General features: G+C 52.8%; 1 protein-coding gene. It reads left to right on the forward strand.

What is annotated here, in order from left to right; all coding sequences use genetic code 11:
• Positions 1–30: 30 nt before the first annotated feature.
• Positions 31–1,162, forward strand: a protein-coding gene (locus ABRP87_RS11210; RefSeq protein ID WP_349868855.1) for an IS3 family transposase whose coding sequence is annotated in 2 segments (ribosomal slippage) — positions 31–313 and positions 313–1,162 — 1,133 coding nt annotated over the 2 segments. Because the reading frame shifts where the segments join, the coding sequence is not laid out codon by codon here. This gene is flagged as partial in the annotation.

Consider the following 1,162-nt stretch of genomic DNA (forward strand, 5'->3'; position numbering starts at 1 on the left):
TCGGGCTGGAAAGAAAGGTAATCTACCACCATGTCCAGGTACTCCGAACAGTTCAAACGCGATGCCGTGGCCCTCTACGAAAACAATGAGGACCTCTCACTGAACTCAGCATCAGCAGAGCTTGGCATCAACCGTGCCTCGCTGCATTCTTGGATCAAGAAGTACGGCACCGGCAAACGTGCCCGCATAAAAGCAGTGCAGGATAAAGCCCAAGCAGCGAATAATTCCGAACGGATCCGCCAGTTAGAAAAAGAAAACGCAAAACTGCGCGAAGAACGTGACATCCTGCGCAAGGCCGCTAAATATTTTGCCGAAGAGACTCACTGGTGATCCGCTTCCAGTTTGTCTATGACCACCGAACCGAATTCTCGGTCAAGCGGATGTGCCATGTGTTAAAGCTGAATCGTTCCTCGTTTTATAAATGGGTCCAAACCCGTAAAAATCGCAGGTTAAAGATATATTCTGATGCCGTTATCGGTGCGAGGATCGCAACCATCTTTGATGATGAGCTTGGTCTCTACGGCGCTAAACGCATCGCTGCAAGCCTTAAAGCCGATACGAGCTTTGGCCCGACGAATCACAAGAAAGTCGCACGAATCATGAAAGCCATGGGGCTTAAAGGCTTTACCAAACGCCGCCGATGCATCACTACCAGGCGCAAGCCTGGCCACCGCGTCATGCCGGATTTACTTGGCCGCAAATTCACAGCCAACGAGCCGAACCGCGTCTATGTCGGCGATATTACCTATCTGCCGTGTAAGGGAGGGAAAAACATGTATTTGGCCACAGTCATTGACACGTATTCACGCAAACTTGCAGGTTATGCACTCGCAGACCACATGCGAGTCTCACTGGTCATCGATGCCCTAGCCCACGCACACGGTGTACGCGGCAGTCTTGACGGGGCTGTATTCCATTCCGATCATGGCAGCGTGTACACCTCACAAGCTTTTAGGAACTATTGCTCGTCGTTGGGTGTGCGCCAGTCTATGGGCGCGGTAGGAACGAGTGCTGATAACGCCCTAGCAGAATCGTTTAACGCCACGCTCAAGCGGGAAGTCTTGCGTGATAGGAAAGTCTTTGACAATCCGATCTCCTGCCGCCGGGAAGTCTTCCGGTGGTGCATGCGCTACAACACGCGCCGGCGGCACTCCTGGCGCCG

The organism is Corynebacterium sp. KPL2830, assembly GCF_040225635.1.
GTDB lineage: Bacteria > Actinomycetota > Actinomycetes > Mycobacteriales > Mycobacteriaceae > Corynebacterium.